This is a genomic window from Okeania sp. SIO2F5 (assembly GCF_010692685.1).
Classification (GTDB): Bacteria; Cyanobacteriota; Cyanobacteriia; order Cyanobacteriales; family Microcoleaceae; genus Okeania; species Okeania hirsuta.
Genome location: NZ_JAAHGU010000325.1, coordinates 1 through 1,119 on the forward strand (window position 1 = coordinate 1; position 1,119 = coordinate 1,119).

The 1,119-nt window shown below is 35.3% G+C and carries 2 protein-coding genes; both read right to left on the minus strand.

Annotated features, from left to right (window positions below; translation table 11 throughout):
* Positions 1-311: transposase (locus F6K27_RS33340; protein WP_287280954.1), on the minus strand; the 311-nt coding region annotated here is incomplete at its 3' end.
* A complete protein-coding gene (locus F6K27_RS33345) occupies positions 290-691 on the minus strand; it encodes a hypothetical protein (protein WP_287280955.1) in 402 nt (133 codons plus the stop codon). The genes F6K27_RS33340 and F6K27_RS33345, both read right to left, overlap by 22 nt.
* Positions 692-1,119: the final 428 nt, after the last annotated feature.

Genomic DNA, 1,119 nt, shown 5'->3' on the forward strand with positions numbered 1-1,119 from the left:
CTGGCAATATGTTGATGTAGTCTAGCTATTCTATTCTGTGCTTTTTTCCAATTGTTTGACCCAATTTCTTTTCTAGATACTTTTTTTTGCTTTCTTGCTAGATTAGATTGAGATTTTCTATAGAAATTAGGAACAGAAACAGTTTCACCAGTATTAGTAGTTAAAAACTCTTTTAACCCTACATCAATACCTACAGCAGTTTTGATATTTTCTGTAGAAATTAAACTAGGTACTGACTTATCTTCCAGACTAAAACTTATATAATAACCATCAGCGTCTTGAGTGCGTCTTACATTCTGGGGAAACCCCACCAATTAGCACTCGCTTTTTTGGTTATAGTTGCAGTTTTGATAACAAACCCATCTGGTATTGGTCTATGAACTATTACTGGAATAGCACCAAACCTCGTAGTAATTATTTGTTTTCCATCAAATTTTATTGCTGCTTTAGTATGATTGACTCTACTAAAACACAATGACCTTAATTTTCCTGATTTTTTAAATCTTGGTCGTCCTCCACGTTTACCAGTTTGATCGGGTATTAGCCAACGTTTCCAAGCTTTATCTAGTCTTTGTAAGTTAATTTGTTGAACTTCGTATGGAGATTTCTTTGTAGTCAGGAAATAACTGTTTTGTCTGTAAGAGTGCTGATTGTTGAAAATAATAATCTGGTCTACTAGAAATTTCACCAATAGGACATGAAATTAATGAACAACGGTCAACTGGACATCTAGTTCTATTTAACCAGTCTAGTCTTTGACTATCACGCATAATTCCAATGTCTTCGCAACAGTTCTAGCCAATTATCAATTTTGACTGACTGTTCACCAGCAGGCTGAATTTTGTAGCAATGAGTAATTATAGCAATGAGCGCTGGTATATTTACAAATTGCAGGAAAGGCCAAATAGCTAAAATCTTATATTATCAGCAATTTATTCCCCCAGATGAGCTGTTGCCTGTTGCCTGTTGCCTGCGCACAGCGCTATATCATAATTTTTATACTACTCTTTATTGCTATATTTGAACATCAATTGATACTTGTTTAATTTGCTGTTGGCAATTCCCCTCCCGTTAAATCCCAGATTATAACGGGAGACCCCGAGACCGTATCAAGTTGGA